Origin of the sequence: Mesorhizobium sp. B2-3-7, from assembly GCF_006442695.1 — a bacterium.
GTDB lineage: Bacteria > Pseudomonadota > Alphaproteobacteria > Rhizobiales > Rhizobiaceae > Mesorhizobium.
This window is the reverse complement of the sequence record NZ_VFVV01000001.1, coordinates 438844-456455: the sequence shown is the minus strand read 5'-3', so window position 1 is coordinate 456455 and position 17612 is coordinate 438844. Positions and strand designations below refer to the sequence as shown.

Annotated in this window: 19 protein-coding genes and 1 pseudogene; 14 read left to right on the top strand and 6 right to left on the bottom strand. The window is 65.0% G+C overall.

Annotation, left to right across the window (positions count from 1 at the left end):
- Nucleotides 1-37: 37 nt before the first annotated feature.
- The 4 genes from FJ940_RS02325 (at nucleotide 38) to FJ940_RS02310 (ending at nucleotide 3547) form a co-directional block, all read left to right on the top strand.
- A complete protein-coding gene (locus FJ940_RS02325; RefSeq protein WP_140491929.1) occupies nucleotides 38-838 on the top strand; it encodes a ParA family protein in 801 nt (266 codons plus the stop codon).
- A 57-nt stretch (nucleotides 839-895) separates the two neighbouring features.
- A complete protein-coding gene (locus tag FJ940_RS02320; RefSeq protein ID WP_140491933.1) occupies nucleotides 896-1783 on the top strand; it encodes a ParB/RepB/Spo0J family partition protein in 888 nt (295 codons plus the stop codon).
- A 314-nt stretch (nucleotides 1784-2097) separates the two neighbouring features.
- Nucleotides 2098-2724, top strand: a complete 627-nt coding sequence (locus FJ940_RS02315) for a DUF1326 domain-containing protein (RefSeq protein WP_140563872.1) — start codon at nucleotides 2098-2100, stop codon at nucleotides 2722-2724.
- A 34-nt stretch (nucleotides 2725-2758) separates the two neighbouring features.
- The gene (locus FJ940_RS02310) at nucleotides 2759-3547 is read left to right on the top strand and encodes a DUF2182 domain-containing protein (RefSeq protein WP_140491939.1); all 789 of its coding nucleotides are present in this window, start codon (nucleotides 2759-2761) and stop codon (nucleotides 3545-3547) included.
- Nucleotides 3548-3597: 50 nt separating this feature from the next.
- Here the strand turns inward: FJ940_RS02310 and holA are convergent, their stop codons facing one another.
- Entirely contained in the window at nucleotides 3598-4641 is a 1044-nt protein-coding gene (holA, locus tag FJ940_RS02305) for a DNA polymerase III subunit delta (protein WP_140524492.1), read from the bottom strand.
- A 682-nt stretch (nucleotides 4642-5323) separates the two neighbouring features.
- Between holA and FJ940_RS02295 the strand changes: the two genes are divergently transcribed.
- From FJ940_RS02295 to lpdA, 4 genes are all read left to right on the top strand, one after another.
- The gene (locus FJ940_RS02295; RefSeq protein WP_140514092.1) at nucleotides 5324-6556 is read left to right on the top strand and encodes a 3-methyl-2-oxobutanoate dehydrogenase (2-methylpropanoyl-transferring) subunit alpha; all 1233 of its coding nucleotides are present in this window, start codon (nucleotides 5324-5326) and stop codon (nucleotides 6554-6556) included.
- A 3-nt stretch (nucleotides 6557-6559) separates the two neighbouring features.
- Nucleotides 6560-7573 (top strand): alpha-ketoacid dehydrogenase subunit beta, encoded by a 1014-nt coding sequence (locus FJ940_RS02290; protein ID WP_140524493.1) that lies wholly within the window; start codon nucleotides 6560-6562, stop codon nucleotides 7571-7573.
- 16 nt (nucleotides 7574-7589) lie between these two features.
- Entirely contained in the window at nucleotides 7590-8969 is a 1380-nt protein-coding gene (locus FJ940_RS02285; protein WP_140655073.1) for a dihydrolipoamide acetyltransferase family protein, read from the top strand.
- A gap of 234 nt (nucleotides 8970-9203) precedes the next feature.
- Nucleotides 9204-10601, top strand: a complete 1398-nt coding sequence (gene lpdA, locus FJ940_RS02275) for a dihydrolipoyl dehydrogenase (protein ID WP_140655070.1) — start codon at nucleotides 9204-9206, stop codon at nucleotides 10599-10601.
- A gap of 112 nt (nucleotides 10602-10713) precedes the next feature.
- On the opposite strand, the gene FJ940_RS02270 is transcribed toward lpdA, so the two are convergent.
- Entirely contained in the window at nucleotides 10714-11625 is a 912-nt protein-coding gene (locus FJ940_RS02270) for a hypothetical protein (protein WP_140655067.1), read from the bottom strand.
- A gap of 69 nt (nucleotides 11626-11694) precedes the next feature.
- A complete protein-coding gene (gene leuD, locus FJ940_RS02265; protein ID WP_140491959.1) occupies nucleotides 11695-12300 on the bottom strand; it encodes a 3-isopropylmalate dehydratase small subunit in 606 nt (201 codons plus the stop codon).
- Nucleotides 12301-12454: 154 nt separating this feature from the next.
- Between leuD and FJ940_RS02260 the strand changes: the two genes are divergently transcribed.
- The 4 genes from FJ940_RS02260 to FJ940_RS02245 all read left to right on the top strand — a co-directional run bounded on the left by FJ940_RS02260 (nucleotide 12455) and on the right by FJ940_RS02245 (nucleotide 14268).
- Nucleotides 12455-12874, top strand: a complete 420-nt coding sequence (locus FJ940_RS02260) for a GNAT family N-acetyltransferase (RefSeq protein WP_140491962.1) — start codon at nucleotides 12455-12457, stop codon at nucleotides 12872-12874.
- 90 nt (nucleotides 12875-12964) lie between these two features.
- Nucleotides 12965-13276 carry a metalloregulator ArsR/SmtB family transcription factor gene (locus FJ940_RS02255; RefSeq protein ID WP_210241463.1) on the top strand — a complete coding sequence of 104 codons (312 nt, stop codon included), beginning with the start codon at nucleotides 12965-12967 and terminating at the stop codon, nucleotides 13274-13276.
- A complete protein-coding gene (locus FJ940_RS02250) occupies nucleotides 13276-13722 on the top strand; it encodes an SRPBCC family protein (RefSeq protein WP_140580243.1) in 447 nt (148 codons plus the stop codon). The genes FJ940_RS02255 and FJ940_RS02250 overlap by 1 nt, the downstream gene beginning before the upstream one ends.
- A 42-nt stretch (nucleotides 13723-13764) precedes the next feature.
- Complete coding sequence (locus FJ940_RS02245) at nucleotides 13765-14268, top strand: SRPBCC domain-containing protein (RefSeq protein ID WP_140580242.1); 504 nt, start codon at nucleotides 13765-13767, stop codon at nucleotides 14266-14268.
- A 60-nt stretch (nucleotides 14269-14328) separates the two neighbouring features.
- Here the strand turns inward: FJ940_RS02245 and FJ940_RS02240 are convergent, their stop codons facing one another.
- Both FJ940_RS02240 and FJ940_RS02235 read right to left on the bottom strand, forming a co-directional pair.
- Nucleotides 14329-15495, bottom strand: a complete 1167-nt coding sequence (locus tag FJ940_RS02240) for an FAD-binding oxidoreductase (RefSeq protein WP_140625340.1) — start codon at nucleotides 15493-15495, stop codon at nucleotides 14329-14331.
- Between the two features lie 28 nt (nucleotides 15496-15523).
- Nucleotides 15524-15646, bottom strand: a pseudogene (locus FJ940_RS02235) (ATP-binding protein); the annotation flags it as partial.
- A gap of 63 nt (nucleotides 15647-15709) precedes the next feature.
- On the opposite strand from FJ940_RS02235, the gene FJ940_RS02230 reads away from it, so the two are divergent.
- Together FJ940_RS02230 and FJ940_RS02225 are read left to right on the top strand one after the other, a co-directional pair.
- Nucleotides 15710-16606, top strand: a complete 897-nt coding sequence (locus tag FJ940_RS02230; protein WP_140580240.1) for a CoA ester lyase — start codon at nucleotides 15710-15712, stop codon at nucleotides 16604-16606.
- Nucleotides 16607-16661: 55 nt separating this feature from the next.
- The gene (locus FJ940_RS02225) at nucleotides 16662-16868 is read left to right on the top strand and encodes a DUF1737 domain-containing protein (protein WP_140493464.1); all 207 of its coding nucleotides are present in this window, start codon (nucleotides 16662-16664) and stop codon (nucleotides 16866-16868) included.
- On the opposite strand, the gene FJ940_RS02220 is transcribed toward FJ940_RS02225, so the two are convergent.
- Nucleotides 16855-17532, bottom strand: a complete 678-nt coding sequence (locus FJ940_RS02220) for a hypothetical protein (RefSeq protein ID WP_210239597.1) — start codon at nucleotides 17530-17532, stop codon at nucleotides 16855-16857. The genes FJ940_RS02225 and FJ940_RS02220 overlap by 14 nt on opposite strands.
- Nucleotides 17533-17612 lie beyond the last annotated feature (80 nt).

Genomic DNA, 17612 nt, shown 5'->3' with positions numbered 1-17612 from the left:
GTGTTGGCGACCCAAAATGAATTCCTGGCATAGACCCATGATGAAGAACGGCCCTCGAATCATCACCGTAGCCAACCAGAAGGGCGGTGTCGGCAAGACCACCACCGCCATCAACCTGGCCACCGCGCTGGCGGCGATCGGCGAGAAGGTGCTGATCGTCGACCTCGATCCGCAAGGCAATGCCAGCACCGGCCTCGGCATCGACCGCAAGGACCGCACGGTGTCGTCCTATGACGTGCTGACCGGCGAGCTGGAGCTGGAGGAGGCGGCGATCCCGACGGCCGTGCCCGGCCTGTCGATCGTGCCATCGACCCTCGATTTGCTCGGCATCGAGATGGAGATCGCCTCGGCGCCGGACCGGGTGCTGCGGCTGCGCAACGCCCTGCGCGCCGCGTCGGCGCGTTCGGCTGGTTTCGGTTATGTGCTGATCGACTGTCCGCCGTCGCTCAATCTCTTGACCTTGAATTCGATGGCGGCGGCCGATTCCGTTCTGGTGCCGCTGCAATGCGAGTTCTTCGCGCTGGAAGGTCTCAGCCAGCTGCTCGAAACCGTCGAGCAGGTGCGCCGCTCGATCAACCCGGATCTCACCATCCAGGGCATCGTGCTGACCATGTACGACGGCCGCAACAACCTCGCCAACCAGGTGGTGCAGGACGTGCGCGAGCATATGGGTGACAAGGTCTACGAGACCATCATTCCGCGCAATGTGCGGGTGTCTGAAGCGCCGTCCTACGGCAAACCGGCGATCCTCTACGACCTCAAATGCTCCGGCAGCCAGGCTTATCTGCAGCTTGCGTCGGAAGTGATCCGCCGCGAGCGTAAATTGCGCGCCGCTTAACAAGCGGCCGCGCATGGAGCAAAAGCCGATTCGATACCGAAACAATCTGGAACCGAAATGAGCGAAGACCTTTCGAGAAAGAGACTGGGCCGCGGGCTGGCGGCGCTGATCGGCGAGATCGACCGTCCGAGCGCGCCGGAGAAGCCTGGGATGAGTGCCGACGGCAAGGTACCGATCGAGTTCCTGACGCCCAATCCGAAAAACCCGCGCCGGCATTTCGGCGACGCCGAGTTGACCGACCTGGCGCAATCGATCCGCGAGCATGGCGTGGTGCAGCCGGTGGTGGCGCGGCCTTCGCCGTCGCAGGCCGGGCGCTACGAGATCATCGCCGGCGAGCGGCGCTGGCGTGCCGCGCAACGCGCCGGATTGACCGAGATCCCGGTCATCGTGCGCGAGGTCAACGACCGCACGGCGCTGGAACTGGCAATCATCGAGAACGTCCAGCGCGCCGACCTCAACCCGGTCGAGGAAGCGCTCGGCTATCAGCAGCTCATCGACGATCACGGCTACACCCAGGCCGATCTCGGCCAGGTCATCGGCAAAAGCCGCAGCCATGTCGCCAACACGCTGCGGCTGCTGAAGCTGCCCGACGTGATCCGCGACATGCTGGTCGACGGGGCCTTGTCGGCGGGCCATGCCCGCACGCTGGTGACGGCGGAGGACCCGGCAGGGCTTGCCAAGCGCATCGTCGAGGAAGGGCTCTCGGTGCGCCAGGCCGAAGCGCTGGCGCAGATGCCGGCCGGTCCGACCCCGGCGAAGCCGAAGCAGGCGAAAAGCGCGCCGGAAAAAGACGCCGACACGCTGGCGCTGGAAAAGCTGATGACCGGCACGCTCGGCATGATCGTGACCATCGACCACACGAACAAAGGCGGCGAGATTCGCGTGGCGTACCGGACGCTGGAGCAGCTTGACGAGCTGTGTCGGAGATTGAAACAAGAGCGGTAGTTAGCCGGCGAACTTCAACAAAGCGGAAGCTACAACGCAGGGAAAACGAGGGCTGGCTGTCCGCCAGCCCTTTCGTTTGAAGCGCTGGCGATTGGCGAAAAAGCAGCGCCATCGGCATCCGTCGCCAGCCGCGCTCGCGGCTTGACAGTGCCCGGCAACGGCGTAACCTCTATTAGACAAGGCTTAAATTAATTGCCCTAGCGTGCCGGTCAGTCGCGGCGAGGGCTATCTGCCATTCCTGCAACAGGCGTGAAATGGCACCGCCTCGCCAAAGCAATATGCCGACGCGCGCCTGACGCAAATGGGAGGTGCAAATGGCAGTCCGTTGGCAATTGTCCGGAAGTTACTTCGAAAACTGTAGCTGCGATGTCGTGTGTCCTTGCCTGCTGTCCACCAACGCGCAGCTGACATCAAGGCCGACGAAAGGCTTTTGCGACGTCGGTCTGGTCTTTCATATCGATACGGGCAGTTACGGCGACGTTCGGTTGGATGGGCTCAGCGTCGCCATGGTTGCCCACACGCCGGGTCCGATGGCAGACGGCGATTGGACGGCCGCCGCCTATATCGACGAACGGGCCGATGACAGGCAGACAGAGGCGCTAGGCGCCATCTTCACTGGCGTCGCGGGCGGCCCCATGGCGGTGCTGGCACCCTTGATCGGCACGAATCTCGGCGCCAAGAAGGTGCCGATAAGCTACCGGATAGACGGCAAGAAGCGGTCGGCGGAGATTGCCGGCGTCATGCGAATGGCGGTCGAGCCGCTGCCGACGATGCGCGAGGACGGGCAGATGTGGGCGGCCACTGGCCATCCCGTCAATCCCGACTGGCTCGCCTTGGCGATGGGGGCGGAAGGCAGTACATTCAGCGACCATGGCATGAGCTGGGACAATTCCCGCCGGAACGGACATTACGCCCCGATCAACTGGTCCGGCCAGCAGTAGCCGTTGGCCGCAGAGTACGGGACGTACTTCGTCCATGGTGCAGACGTTGCAGCGATACATCATTCTCGCGCTGCTGATCGCTATCGCGGCGGCGGCATGGACCTTGCTCATCCGGCAGCAGACGGGCATGGACGCGGACATGCGCATGGAAATGTACTCGCTCACCATGGGCATGAAGGCGCCGCTGTTTCTTGCCGTCTGGATGATCATGATGATTGCCATGATGTTTCCGACGGCCGCCCCCATGATCCTGACATTTCACCGGGTCCAGGCCGGCAAACGGGGCCGGGGCGAGACCTTTGTTTCGAGCTGGGTGTTCGTGGCCGGGTACATGCTGGTCTGGGGCGTGATGGGCGTTATCGCCTTTGCCGGCGCGGCGGGTGCGGAGGTGCTCGCCGGGCATGTGGGATTGTCCACGGCGACGGCCGCGCGTGTCGGCGGCGCGCTGCTGATGCTTGGGGGCGCCTATCAACTTTCCCCACTGAAGGATCTGTGTCTGGCCAAATGCCGCACGCCGATCGGCTTCATCCTGACCTCATGGCGCGATGGTTACTGGGGCGCGGTTCGCATGGGCCTGGAGCATGGACTTTTCTGCCTCGGCTGCTGCTGGCTTTTGTTTCTCGCCCTCTTTCCTCTCGGGATCATGAACGTTGCCGCAATGGCCGTGGTCACCTTGCTGATATTCGCGGAAAAGACCCTGCCGTCTGGAAATGGGATCGCGAAGCTGTCGGGGATCGCTCTGCTGCTCTATGGCGCGGCGGTGCTGGTCTTTCCACAGGCGCTGCCGACCTTTGAGCCGGTAGGCGCCATGACAATGAATTGACCAACGGAAGGAATTGACCAACGGAGGCAGGCGCCCGGTGCCGAAAGGGCCTAACGTTGCGCCAATCTCGCGCTCTCCACCGCGATCCCGAGCAGCGCCTGCCTTGCCAGCGCCACCGACAGGTCCGGCCTTCGCCGCGTCTGCAGCACGGCGGTCTGCAGCCGGGTCAGCGCGCGGCCGAGCGCCTCGACGCTCCAGCGTTCCAGCGCCTTCTCCACCAGCTTGCGGCGCGAGAAGAAAACCGGCGGGCGCGCCGCCGCCACCACCGACGCGGCATTGCGGCCGCCGGCCTCCATCTGGCCGCGCATGGACTGCATCGCCTGAAACTGCCGCATCGCCGAGGACAGCACCAGGAAGGGTTGGCCGCCTGCCTGGCAATGGCGGGTGAAGGCGGTGTCGAACTCGCCGACCTTGCCTTCGAGAAGCGCGTCGACGGCATCGTCGAAGGACGCGCCGGAAACGTCGCCGGACATCGCCCTGACGTCGTCGAGGCCGATTTCCTTCTGGCCATGGACATAAAGCAGCAGCTTGTCGATCTCGCCGCGAGAGGCCAGCCGGTCGCCGCCGAGATTGCGGCGCAGCGCCTGTCTTGCCTCAAGCGTCATCGTCGCGCCGGTCTTGCGCAGCTCATCGTCGATGACGGCATCGATGTCCCTGGCCTCGTCGGCATAGCAGGGCAGCGCCATGGCGTTGTCGGCCGCCTCGACGACGGCGCGCAGCCCGACGCCCTTCTTGAGATCGCCGGCTTCGATGAGGATGATCGCGTCCCGCACGGGCTCCGCCGTCAGCGCCTTGACGTCGTCGGCCAGCGCCTTCTGGCCGCCGGCATTGCGCACCCACAGCAGGCGGCGGTCGGAAAACATCGGCACGGTGCGCGCCTCGTCGAGCAGCCGGCCCTCGTCGCGCTCGACTTCGGAGCCGTCGAGCCTGACCACCGAGAAGGGGTCGTCGAGCGGCAGGCCGGTCGCGGCGGCAAAAGCCTTGGCGCGCTCCGAGACGAGGCCGCGATCGGGGCCATAAAGCAGGACGATCGCCATGCGCGGGTCCGGCTTCGCGAGCCAGGAATCCACTTCGTATGCTTTCTTCTGTGCCATCGAGGGTGGTTAGCATGATGTTGGGGCGGAGTGAACGTTTTCCAGTTCACCTCGGAAGAACTGCTTCGAGGGAAGATCGACCCCCACCCCGTCGAGCTTCGCTCGACACCTCTCCCCCGATCGACGGGGGAGAGGAAGGGTGCGAGCTCGCCAAGTTTGACGCCTTTCCTCTCCCTCCGGAGGGGGAGAGGTGGCCCGGCGCAGCCGGGACAGAGTGGGGGGAAGCCGTTTGCCAAACGCGCCGCCGCTCCAAGACACGCGCAATGACCGGCGAGGAAGAAAACCGGGTAATCAAGCGGAAGCAATGCTTCGAGGGAAGGTCGACCCCCACTCCGTCGAGCTGCGCTCGACACCTCTCCCCCGATCGAGGGGGGAGAGGAAGGGCGCCACGGTTGGCGGACCCGCGATTCTCCTCTCCTTCCGCAGGCGTGAAAGTGGGCGCGGCAGCCAAGCTTGCCAAACAATCACCTATCTGGCGACAAACCTCACGCGACCTTGCACCTAATTGCGCGGCGCCGCCCAACATCGACAAGAAATTTCGCCGACATATCTTCATCTTGGTGCGCGGCAGGCTGTATCGGCCGGCTTGGCCGGCCCGATGCCCGGAGGCTTGCCCGGTGAATTCGCACTGGCGGCGCGGATATGCAAATATCGGTGCCGGGCGACATGGAGGACGAAGGTCATGGCCGATGCTGGGATGTTGCGCTTCCATGTTCCGGAGCCCGAGGTGCGGCCGGGCGGCACGCCTGATTTCTCCAACGTGACCATCGCCGCCGCCGGCTCGGTGCCGCGCCCCGAAATCGACGTCGATCCACGCGCCATCCGCGACATGGCATTCTCGATCATCCGGGTGCTGAACCGCGCCGGCGAGGCGGTGGGGCCGTGGGCGGGGCTGCTCTCCGACGAGGAACTGCTCGAAGGCCTGCGCCACATGATGACGCTGAGGACCTTCGATGCGCGCATGCAGATGGCGCAGCGGCAGGGCAAGACCTCCTTCTACATGCAGCATCTGGGCGAAGAGGCGGTGAGCTGCGCCTTCCGCAAGGCGCTCGCCCCCGGCGACATGAATTTCCCGACCTATCGGCAGGCCGGGCTGCTCATCGCCGACGGCTACCCGATGGTCACGATGATGAACCAGATCTATTCCAACGAGGCCGACCCGCTGAAGGGCCGGCAATTGCCCATCATGTATTCGTCGAAGGAGCACGGCTTCTTCTCGATCTCGGGCAATCTGGCGACGCAGTATATCCAGGCGGTCGGCTGGGCGATGGCCTCGGCGATCTCGAACGACTCAAGGATCGCCGCGGCCTGGATCGGCGACGGCTCGACGGCGGAATCCGACTTCCATTCGGCGCTGGTGTTCGCCTCGACCTACAAGGCGCCCGTGGTGCTCAATGTCGTCAACAACCAGTGGGCAATCTCGACGTTTCAAGGCATAGCGCGCGGCGGCGCGGGCACTTTCGCCGCGCGCGGGCTGGGTTTCGGCATCCCGGCGCTGCGCGTCGACGGCAACGACTATCTCGCCGTCCACGCCGTGGCGAAATGGGCGGCCGAGCGCGCGCGCAGCAACCTGGGGCCGACGCTGGTCGAATACGTCACCTACCGGGCCGGCGCGCATTCGAGCTCGGACGATCCCTCGGCCTACCGGCCGAAGACCGAATCCGATGCCTGGCCGCTCGGCGACCCGGTGGTTCGGCTGAAGAACCATCTCATCCGGCTCGGCGTCTGGTCGGAGGAGCGGCACAAGCAGGCCGAAGCGGAAATCCTCGACACGGTGATCGCGGCGCAGAAGGAAGCCGAAAGCCACGGCACGCTGCACGCCGGCGGCAAGCCGTCGACGCGCGACATGTTCGAGGGCCTCTATGCCGAGATGCCGCCGCATCTGCGGCGCCAGCGCCAGCAGGCGGGGGTCTGAGCCATGCCGAGGCGGACCATGATCGAGGCCATTCGCGACGCGATGGACGTGTCGATGGGGCGCGACGAGAAAGTGGTGGTGTTCGGCGAGGATGTCGGCTTTTTCGGCGGCGTGTTCCGCTGCACGCAAGGCCTGCAGGCGAAATACGGCAAGAGCCGCTGCTTCGACGCACCGATCAATGAATCCGGCATTGTCGGCTCGGCCATCGGCATGGCCGCCTATGGTCTGAAGCCGTGCGTGGAGATCCAGTTTGCCGACTACATGTACCCGGCCTACGACCAGCTGACCCAGGAAGCCGCGAGGCTGCGCTACCGCTCGAACGGCGACTTCACCTGCCCGATCGTGGTGCGCATGCCGACCGGCGGCGGCATATTCGGCGGCCAGACGCACAGCCAAAGCCCGGAAGCGTTGTTCACCCATGTGTCGGGGCTGAAGACCGTCGTGCCCTCGAACCCGCATGACGCCAAGGGGTTGCTGATCGCGGCGATCGAGGATCCCGACCCGGTCATCTTCCTCGAGCCGAAGCGGCTCTACAACGGCCCCTTCGACGGCCATCACGACCGGCCGGTGACGCCGTGGTCGAAGCACGAGCTGGGCGAGGTCGCCGACGGCCACTACACCGTGCCGCTCGGCAAGGCCGCGATCCGCCGGGCCGGCTCCGCCGTCACGGTGTTGGCGTACGGCACAATGGTCTATGTCGCGCAGGCGGCGGCCGAGGAGACCGGCATCGATGCCGAGATCGTCGATCTCAGGACGCTGTTGCCGCTCGACCTCGACACCATCGTGGCGTCGGTGAAGAAGACCGGACGCTGCGTCGTGGTGCACGAGGCGACGCTGACCTCCGGCTTCGGAGCGGAGCTGGTCGCGCTTGTGCAGGAAAACTGCTTCTACCATCTGGAGGCACCGGTGGCCCGCGTCGCCGGCTGGGACACGCCCTATCCGCATGCGCAGGAATGGGACTATTTCCCCGGTCCGGCCCGCGTCGGCCGGGCGCTTACGGAAACATTGGAAGCCTAGAACGGGGAGGCCCGACATGGGCGAACACATCATCAAGCTGCCCGATGTCGGCGAGGGCGTCGCCGAGGCGGAACTCGTCGAATGGCATGTCAAGGTCGGCGACATCGTGCGCGAGGACATGATGCTTGCCGCCGTGATGACCGACAAGGCCACGGTCGAGATCCCTTCCCCCGTCGACGGCGAGATCCTGTGGCTGGGCGCCGATATCGGCGACACGGTGGCGATCGGCTCGCCCATCGTGCGGCTGAAGGTGGCCGGCGAGGGCAATGTCGTTGGCGGTGCGATGCCGGCGGAAGTGACGGCTGAAAGTATCTCCGATGATACGGGGGCTCGCCCGGTCTCGGACCTGGAGCCGTCATCGCCCAATCTGTCGCCGTCATCCTCGGGCTTGTCCCGAGGATCCGCCGTCCCACAGGGATATGACGCGACCAGTTCCGGAAGGTCGGTAGATCCTCGGGACAAGCCCGAGGATGACGGCGCCAGGTCCAAGGTCAACAGCGCGCCGCGTGCGCAAGGTGAAAGGCCGCTGGCCTCGCCGGCCGTGCGGCTGCGTGCGAAGGAAGCGGGCATTGACCTCAGGCAGGTCCAGGGAAGCGGCCCGGCCGGTCGCATCGGCCATGAGGACATCGAGGCGTTCCTGGCGCGCGGGCCGCACATGGCCAAGGCATCCGGCCTCGCCCGCAACGATGCCGTCGAGGACATCAAGGTGGTGGGCCTGCGGCGCAAGATCGCCGAGAAGATGACGCTGGCGACGTCGCGCATCCCGCACATCACCTATGTCGAGGAGGTCGACGTTACCGCGCTCGAGGATCTGCGCGCCGCGCTCAACAAGGAGAAGCGGGCGGCCAAGGGGGTAGAAAGGCCAAAGCTGACGCTGCTGCCGTTCCTGATGCGCGCGATGGTCAGGGCGATCGCGGACCAGCCCAACCTCAATGCGCTGTTCGACGACGAGGCCGGCATCATCCACCAGCATGGCGGCATTCATATCGGCATCGCCGCGCAGACGCCGTCGGGACTGGTCGTGCCCGTCGTCAAGCACGCCGAGGCGCTGGACATCTGGGAATGCGGCGCGGAGGTCGCCAGGCTGGCCGAGGCGGCCAAGTCGGGAACCGCGACGCGCGACGAGCTCTCCGGTTCGACCATAACCATCACCTCGCTCGGTGCCATGGGCGGCGTGGCGACGACTCCGGTCATCAACCACCCGGAAGTCGCGATCCTCGGCGTTAACAAGATGATGGTGCGGCCGGTATGGGACGGCACCCAGTTCATCCCGCGCAAGATGATGAACCTGTCGTCGAGCTTCGACCATCGCGTCATCGACGGCTGGGACGCGGCGGTGTTCATCCAGCGCATCAAGACGCTCCTGGAAACGCCGGCGCTGATTTTCGTGGATTGACGGTGGATCATTCGAGATGATGGCGGGAGAGCGCCCCCCTCTGCCTTGCCAGGCATCTCCCCCACAAGGGGGGAGATCAGATGTCACGCCGGCTTTCGCCAATCACCAGCGCTGCGGGATTGAGCGAGGCGCCGAAGCCTCCAATCTCCCCCCTTGTGGGGGAGATGTCCGGCAGGACAGAGGGGGGCGCGAAGAATCTCGACGGAGCGTTTCCTCGGATCGAAGGGTCACGTCATGAAAGAAATCTCCTGCAAGCTGCTGGTCATCGGCGCGGGGCCGGGCGGCTATGTCTGCGCTATTCGTGCCGGGCAGCTCGGCGTCGATACCGTCATCGTCGAGGCCGGCAAGCCGGGCGGCACCTGTCTCAATGTCGGCTGCATTCCCTCCAAGGCGCTGATCCATGCAGCGGAGGAGTTCGAGAAGGTCGCGCAGATGGCGGGCGGCAACAGCCCGCTCGGCATTTCGTTGGCCGCTCCGGCGCTGGATCTGGGCAAGACGGTCGCCTGGAAGGACGGCATCGTTAGTCGGCTTAACAGCGGTGTCGCCGGCCTGCTCAAGAAGGCCGGGGTGAAGACCGTGCACGGCTGGGCGACGTTTCGAGACGGCAAGACCGTCGCGGTCGAGACCGAGACGGGAAGCCAGGTGATCCGCGCCGAAGCGGTGGTGATCGCCACCGGCTCGGCGCCGGTCGAATTGCCGTTCCTGCCGTTCGGCGGACCGGTGATCTCGTCGACGGAAGCGCTGGCGCTGAAGGAGGTGCCGCGGCGGCTGGCGGTGGTCGGCGGCGGCTATATCGGCCTGGAGCTCGGCACTGTCTTCGCCAAGATGGGCGCGGCGGTGACCGTGGTCGAGGCCTTGCCGCGCGTGCTGGCGCAGTATGACGCCGAACTGACGCGGCCGGTGGTCAAGCGGCTGGCGGCGCTCGGCATCGAAATGATGCCAGGCGCCAAGGCCAAGGGCCTGTCGACGAAAGGCGATGCGCTGCTGGTCGAGACCCCGGACGGCAAGGATGCGAGGATCGCCGCCGACAAGATCCTGGTCACGGTCGGCCGCAAGCCGGTGGCGGAAGGGTGGGGGCTCGACCAGATCGACCTCGACATGGCGGGGCGATTCATCCGCATCGACGAGCAGTGCCGCACCTCCATGCGCGGCATCTTCGCCATTGGCGACGTCACCGGCGAGCCGATGCTGGCGCACCGGGCGATGGCGCAAGGCGAGATGGTCGCCGAAATCGTCGCCGGCCATAAGCGGAGCTGGGACAAGCGGGCTATCCCCGCCGTCTGCTTCACCGATCCGGAGCTGGTCACCGTCGGCCTGTCGCCCGAAGAGGCCAAGGCGCTCGGTGGGGAAATCAAGGTCGGGATGTTTCCCTTCGCCGCCAATGGCCGCGCGATGACCAGGATTGGCGAGGACGGCTTTGTCCGCGTCGTCGCCCGCGCGGACAATCATCTGGTGCTGGGCATCCAGGCGGTCGGCCAAAGCGTGTCGGAACTGTCGACGGCCTTCGGCCTGGCGCTCGAAATGGGCGCGCGGCTGGAGGACATCGCCGGCACCATCCACGCCCACCCGACGCAGGGCGAAGGCTTCCAGGAAGCGGCCCTGAAGGCGCTGGGACACGCGCTGCATATCTAATTCGGGACGGCGGAAAGCACCCCCCTCTGTCCTGCCGGACATCTCCCGCTCAAGGGGGGAGATTGGCAGCTTAGGCGCCCCGCACATCCCGCCTACGATGCGCAATTCGGAGTTAATTCGGCGCGCTCATCGCCTTGTCGAGCGCTGCCTTTACGTCCGCCGGCCAGGTCTTCACCGGGGGCTTGGCGTCCGGCTCGTCATTGTCGCCGCGGCGGGCGAAATAGAGCTTGTGCTGGCCCGGGTCGACCGCCATGAAGCCGTCATTGCCGCCGCAATCGTGCGGCACGCAGCCGCTGGCGTAGAAGGCGCCGGACGCGGTCTTTTCTGTGCCGCCACCGACCAGCAGGCTGGTCGCCATGTCGGGCATCTCCTTGCCGAGCAGCGTCTCGGCCGCCTTGTAGACGGCCTCATTGTGGAAGGCGTCGATGATGTTGTCGTATTTCGACGGATCGATGTCCTTCCAGTCGGTGCCGGGTTCGGGCATGTAGGTCAGATTGCCCGCGATCGTCAGCCCCGATGTCGGCGACCATTGCAATGCCGGCTTCGAATCGCCGGGCAGGAGATAAGGCACGAAATAGATGGCGCTGTCGGAGACGGCCGTGGGCGGGGCGCCGCACTCGTCCTGCTCGACGGTGGTGCTCTGGATCTCCGCGCCTTCCGGTTTCCAGACGATCACCGTCGCCGGCCCGCACTGATTGCCTCCGTCGCCGACGTCGAACAGCGCCACCTTGACGCCGCCGACCTCGACGATCTTGTCGAAGAAGACGTCGTAATTGCTGGCCAGATGCTTGCCGTCATAGGCAAGCACCTTCTCGCCATACTGTTCCTGCTGGGTGATGGTGAACTGGCCGCCCTCGAACGGCACCGGCGCCTGTTTGTCGTCGTCGGAAACGTCGGCGGCTCCCTGATCCGTGGCCGGCGTCTCGCTTGCTGCCGGTGGCGTCTCGGCCTGCGCATGCGCGCCGGCCAGCGTCGCCACGGTCATGGCCAGGGCGCAGGCACTGGCAAGAAGCGGGCGTGTCATGACTGTTCCTCCTTCAGCTGCCGCAAACCCGGCCAGCGACGGCCGGGCCGATGTCGTCAGCCGCGCCGTTCAGGCCCAGGGGCGTAGCTCGGCGTTCTTCTTCTCGAACGAAGCGATGGCACCGGCCTTCTCCATGGTCAGGCCGATGTCGTCGAGGCCGTTCAGCAGGCAATGACGCTTGAAGTCGTCGAGGTCGAACTTGACCACGCCGCCGTCGGGCCCGCGAATCTCCTTGGCCTCGAGGTCGATCGACAGAGTGGCGTTGGAGCCGCGCGAAGCATCGTCCATCAGCTTGTCGAGATCCTCGGGGCTGACGGTTATGGGCAGCACGCCATTCTTGAAGCAGTTGTTGTAGAAGATGTCGGCGAAGGAGGTCGAGATGACGCAGCGTATGCCGAAATCGAGCAGCGCCCACGGCGCGTGCTCGCGCGAGGAGCCGCAGCCGAAATTGTCGCCGGCGACGAGGATCTGCGCCTTGCGGTAGGCCGGCTTGTTGAGCACGAAATCCGGATTCTCCGAACCGTCGTCCTTGTAGCGCATCTCGGCGAACAGGCCGCTGCCGAGCCCGGTGCGCTTGATCGTCTTGAGATAATCCTTGGGGATGATCATGTCGGTGTCGACGTTGACGATCGGCATGGGCGCGGCGACGCCGGTGAGCTTGGTGAATTTTTCCATGGTCTTTGCCCGTCTTCCTGGCATTGCGGGGGATTGCTGGCGCCCGGTTTACACAAAGCCGGCGACAAATAAAAGGCAGGTGTTCGCGCGCGTCGGCACGGGGTGCCGCACAAACGGCTTCGAATTCACGGCCCGATGGTGCAGTCTGGCTGTGATGGCTGAAAAAATCCTCTATGCACGCGAACCCGCGCTCGACGTCGCCGAATTCCGCCGCGTGCTGGTGGACTCCGGCCTTGGCGAGATCCGTCCCGTCGACGATGCCGACAGGCTGCGGGCGATGCTGTCGGGCGCCAATCTGGTGCTGACCGCGCGGCTGGATACCGAAGGCAAGCCGCTGGTCGGCGTCATCAGGGCCGTGACGGACTTCTCCTGGGTCTGCTACATCTCCGATCTCGCCGTTTCCGGATCGGCGCAGGGGCTCGGCATCGGCAAGGGACTGATGGACGAGGCGCGGCGGCAGCTCGGCCCGTCCGTCGCCATCAGCCTGGTTTCCGTGCCCGACGCCGCCGGCTTCTACGAGCGCATCGGCATGATGCGCATGGCCGACGCCTTCTGGTTCTCCCGCACGCGCTGACATTTTTCTCCTGTGGCCGGATTCAGCAGCCGTTGGCATGACATGTCGCCTTGACATGCAACCAAATGGTTGCATATTAGAGCCATGAGCATGGACGCCGTCTTTCGCGCTTTGGCCGACCCGACCCGCCGGCAATTGCTGGACAGCCTTCATGACAGGAACGGGCAGACGCTGAACGGGCTGTGCGCTGAGATGGATATGACGCGCCAGGCGGTGACCAAGCACCTGGCGATCCTCGAGGAGGCGAACCTTGTCACCACAATCCGCAAGGGGCGCGAGAAGGAGCACTACCTCAACCCGGTTCCGATCAACGAGATCGCCGAGCGCTGGATCGGCAAATTCGAGCGGGGGTGGCTCTCCGCCCTCGGCGACCTGAAGAGACGCCTCGAAAGGGAAGACTGATGAGCAACGCCTTCGTTTATGTGACCTACATCCGCACCACGCCCGACAAGCTTTGGCAGGCGCTGACCGAACCGGAATTCCACCAGCAATATTTTCTCGGCGCCCGCATGCAGAGCGACTGGAGAAAGGGCTCGGCGTGGAAGATGGTCTATGCCGACGGCCGGGTGACCGACAGCGGCGAGATCCTCGAGATCGATCCGCCAAGGCGCCTGGTGATCAAATGGCGCAATGAGTTCATGCCGGACGTGAAGGCCGACGGCTACACCACCTGCACCTTCGTCATCGAGCAGGAGGGCGACATGATGAAGCTGGCCGTCACCCATGCGGCCGACGGCCCGCACAAGCTGCTGGAGCATGTCGGCAATGGCTGGCCGCTCGTCCTGTCGAGCCTGAAAAGCCTGCTCGAAACCGGGCAGGGCCTGTCTCGGCCGGCGTCGAAAGGCTGAAAATCATCGTTTTCGAGCCGAAACAATCATCCGGAGGCATCGATGTTGCATGTCCCAGTGCCAACTTCAGCCGTGCAGAGCATGACCAATGGCGAGACCGTTATGGCCCAGGCCGAGATCGACGCGCCGGCAGAGCGCGTCTTCCGCGCGCTGATCTCCGACGAGGTCGAACAATGGTGGGGGTCCGCGGACACCTACCGGATGGTGAAATGGTCGGCAGACCTTCGCGCCGGCGGCCGATGGGCCGTCACGGTCCGTGAAGCCGACGGCAGGGAGCTGCCGGCCAACGGGGAATTCCTCGATATCGAGGTGCCGCGGCGGATCGTGCAGACAAGGCTCTATGCCTGGGATCACCCGACGCTTGGCCGCCGGCAAACGACGGTCGCCTGGCTGCTGGAACCAACCGCCGCGGGCACGCGCCTCACCATCTGCCATGGCGGCTTCGCCGGGCTGGCCGAAGCGGCGGCCGAACATGCCGAGGGCTGGGGACGCGTGCTGGGCTGGCTACAGGCGTATTTGGGTGCGGGAAGCCGAGTGGCGGCTTAGCCGACTGGTGGCGGTGCAGACCCTTTTGATGTCAGCGTCAAAGAGGGACCTTGACTCGGCTCAAATCACATTCAACTCGCGGAACGCCCGCCCTTCGGCAACGCGTTCGTAGCCAAAGGGGGAGCAATCGATCGTGCGGTAGCCGCCATGGACGATCAGCTCGGCCAGCGCCTTGCCCACGGCGGGCGCCTGCTGCAGGCCGTGGCCGGAAAAGCCGTTGGCGAAGAGGAAATTGCCGACTTCGGGATGCGGGCCGATCACCGCGTTCTGGTCGAGCGTGTTGTAGTCGTAATGACCGGCCCAGGCGCGCGTCGGCTTGATCGCCTCGAAGGCCGGGATGCGGGTCGCCAGCACCGGCCAGATCACCTCTTCGAACAGCGGCCAGTCGACGTCGAAATCGGCGGGATCGGCCGGGCCGTCGCCCTCCTCCGGCTCGGCGCCGCCGGTGAGATAGACCGAGCCTTCCGGCCTGACATAGATGCCGGACGGGTCGACCAGCAGCGGCATGTCGGCATATTTCTCGCGCGCCTCGAAGACGAAGACGTTGCGCTTGCGCGGCTCGACCGGCAGCGCCAGCCCGGCGAGTGCGGCGACCTTGCCCGCATTCGGCCCTGCGGCATTGACAAGGATGCCGGCCTCGAGCCGTTCGCCATTGTCGAGGCTGACGCCGGTAACGCGGTCACCCTGCCGCTCGATGCCCGTGACCGAAGCATTGATGAAGTCGATCTTCTTCTCGCGCAACGCCTTGCGGAACAGCATCAGCATGGCATGCGCGTCGAACCAGCCCTCGCCGCTGCGGCCATAGGCGCCGGCGGTGATGCCGTCGGCCGACAGCCAAGGGAAACGGCGCACGAGTTGTTCGGCGTCCTCCAGCAAAATGTCGGCGCCTTCGGCAAGCTGTGCCTCGTGGTTGGCCCTGAGGATCGGCAGCCCGGCCTCGCCGGCGAGAATGAGATAGCCGCCCTCGCGAAAACCGATGTCGGCGTCTGCGCCGAATTCTTCCTTCAGCCGGCGGAACAGTTTCAGCGTGAATTGCGACAGGCGGATATTTTCCGGAATGGAGAATTGCTGACGGATCGAGGCCATGGATAGCGTTGTCGCCGCGTGGGAAAATTGCGGGTCGCGCTCGACCAGCGCGATCCTGCCGGAAAAGCCCTCCTCGCGCAGATAATAGGCGATCGAGGAGCCGACGATGGCTCCGCCGATGATGACGATGTCGTAGCGCACTTTTTTCTCCGATCCGCTGCCGGCGTCCTTACGCAACCGGCAAGACAATCTCGAAGCGCGTGCCGCGCTCGGAGTCAACCAGCCTGATCGTGCCATCCTGCGCTTTCAGGAGGGCCAGCACGATGCCGAGCCCCATGCCGGTGCCCCCGGTAGAGCACCGCGCGATGCCGCCTGCTCCCTTGCCTCAACCCGCGGCAGGCGGCATAGATCTGGCATGACGACCGATCTCTACCGCCCGCGCCGCTCGGTGCTCTATGTTCCCGCCTCGAACGACAAGGCGCTGGCCAAGATGGCGCAGCTTGCCTGCGATACCGTCATCATCGACCTGGAGGATGCCGTCGCCCCGGCCGAGAAGGTCGCGGCGCGCGAAAAACTGGCCGGCATCTTCAGCAATCGTCCTGATACCAACCATAGTGGCCGGCGCTGCGAGATGGTGGTGCGCATCAATGCGCTCTCGAGCGAATGGGGCGGCGCCGACCTGCTGGCGGCGGCCAAGGCGGAGCCGGACGGCATCCTGCTGGCCAAGGTCGACACGCCCCGCGACGTGCTCGAGGCGGGTGACGTGCTCGACGACAATTCCGCCCCCGACAGCGTGAAACTATGGGCGATGATCGAGACGCCGAAGGCTGTGCTCAATGTCGGCGCCATCGCCGAACTTGGCCGCGATCCTGCCTCGCGGCTTGTTTGTTTCGTTGCCGGAACGAATGACCTGACCAAGGACACCGGCATTATGGCGACGTCGGACCGGCGTTATCTCCTGCCGTGGCTGATGCAGATGGTGCTGGCGGCGCGTGCCGGCGATCTCGATATCGTCGACGGCGTCTTCAACGATTTTCGCGCGCTCGATGCTTTCAGCCGCGAATGCACGGAAGCGGCCGCCATGGGCTTCGACGGCAAGACGCTCATCCATCCCGCCCAGATCGAGGCGGCGAACCGCGCCTTTGCGCCGTCGGCGGAGGCGGTGGCCAAGGCCCGCGCGGTGAAGCAGGCCTTTGCGCTTCCGGAAAATGCCGGCAAGAACGTGATTGCGCTGGAGGGAAGGATGGTCGAACGGCTGCACCTTGCGCAGGCCGAAAAACTGCTGGCGAAGGCGGCGGCCGTCGGCGCATGATGTGCCGTGTTGGATTGCCGATCGCGGGCGATGGACTGACGACAGGAATTGAATGATGAAACTCTACCGCTTTCTCACCGCTCCGGACGACGCCAGCTTCTGTCACAAGGTGACGGCGGCGCTGAACAAGGGCTGGCACCTGTTCGGCTCCCCCACCTACGCCTACGACAAGAAGACCAAGACCATGCGCTGCGGCCAGGCCGTGGTGAAGGATGTCGAGGGCCAGGAATACGGGCCGGACACCAAGCTCAGCGACTGGTAGCCCCTCGCATCCACAGCCACGCCGCCAGCCAGGCGATCGATGCCGCAAGCATCGCCAAGCCCAGGTCAAGAGCCAGCTCCGGAACGAACGCACGAAGCGCGATCGGCACCGCGCCAATGAGATAAAGAGCGAGAGGAATGCGCGGCACGCCTCTTGCAACGGCGAGAGAGATTACAAACGCGAGCGTTCCAACCAGAAAAAGAACCGAACTGGCGACCAGAGCCAGACCGAGCGGTCCGGCTCGCAGCTCGACGATGGTTGTGAGCGGAAGCTTCGAAAATACCAGATTGATCACTGCTTCCACGCCTACCAAACTTGCCAACGCAACGAAGTTGATGACAAACGCGATAGTGCCGAACAGCCCCGCGCGCCGGCCAAACGCAAGAAACAGGCCCACGACGAGGCCAAGTGCCAATATCTCGGCGACTGGTGCGAGAAGTTGCGTCAGATCGGTGGTCGCGATGAGCGAGCTGCGTTTAGCCGCGTTGACCAGAAGAATAAGCGCGCTTCCCATCCCGGCGACGGCGGCAAGCCGATAAAGCGTGAGGCTGGGCACAGTCGCGCTCGACTGAACAATCGCGAAATTCTCCTGCTGAAGTTCTTCGGCTGGACTCTGATGCGAAATGACCGATTGCGGGCGGGGTGGGGCTGTTCTGGCGAGCATGTTCGTCTCCTCAGCTGGGAGTTCGGGAGCCGCGAAGACCGTAGGCCTGTTCCGATCCCATCAGTAATCACTGCTTACAT